The 497-nt window shown below is 61.0% G+C and carries 1 protein-coding gene; it reads left to right on the forward strand.

Annotated elements, in window-relative coordinates; translation table 11 throughout:
• Window positions 1-233 (forward strand): PTS transporter subunit EIIB (locus GJ668_RS19970; RefSeq protein ID WP_186343245.1); only part of this gene is annotated, 233 nt, incomplete at its 5' end.
• Between the last annotated feature and the right edge of the window lie 264 nt (window positions 234-497).

Raw genomic sequence — 497 nt, forward strand, 5'->3', positions numbered from 1 at the left:
CCCGCGCCATCCTCGCCGCACTCGGCGGCAGGGGCAACGTCCAGCAGGCCGAGTCCGCCGCCGAGACCCGGCTGCGCATCGCCCTTGGCGACGGCGCGCAGCTTGACGAGGCTGCCCTCACGGCCGCCGGCGTCCAAGGCATTCTGCGACTGCCCGACAACGTGCTGCACCTGATCGTCGGACTGAATGCCGATCAATACGCGGCGGAGATGAAGGCAGCGATGGCGGGTTGATACGGCTTATAGCACCCCGGCTGACGAACCCTGCACGGGGTTGTCAGCCAATGCTCTGTTCACCCGCGGGCATGCTCGGATGGAGACAATCATGGAGTTGGACGCGACAACCACGAAAATGGCCACGATCTTTTCAAAGTAAGTGGCCAGACGGGCCATGAGACTAGCCACAGAAAGACGAAACTCCGTAACTTCTCAATAAGTCATGGCAGCCTTGGCTGAAGATATCCGTTAAAGTACCCCATCGCTTCCCTCATCGTTTCC

Source organism: Allochromatium palmeri (genome assembly GCF_009720725.1).
GTDB classification, from domain to species: domain Bacteria; phylum Pseudomonadota; class Gammaproteobacteria; order Chromatiales; family Chromatiaceae; genus Thermochromatium; species Thermochromatium palmeri.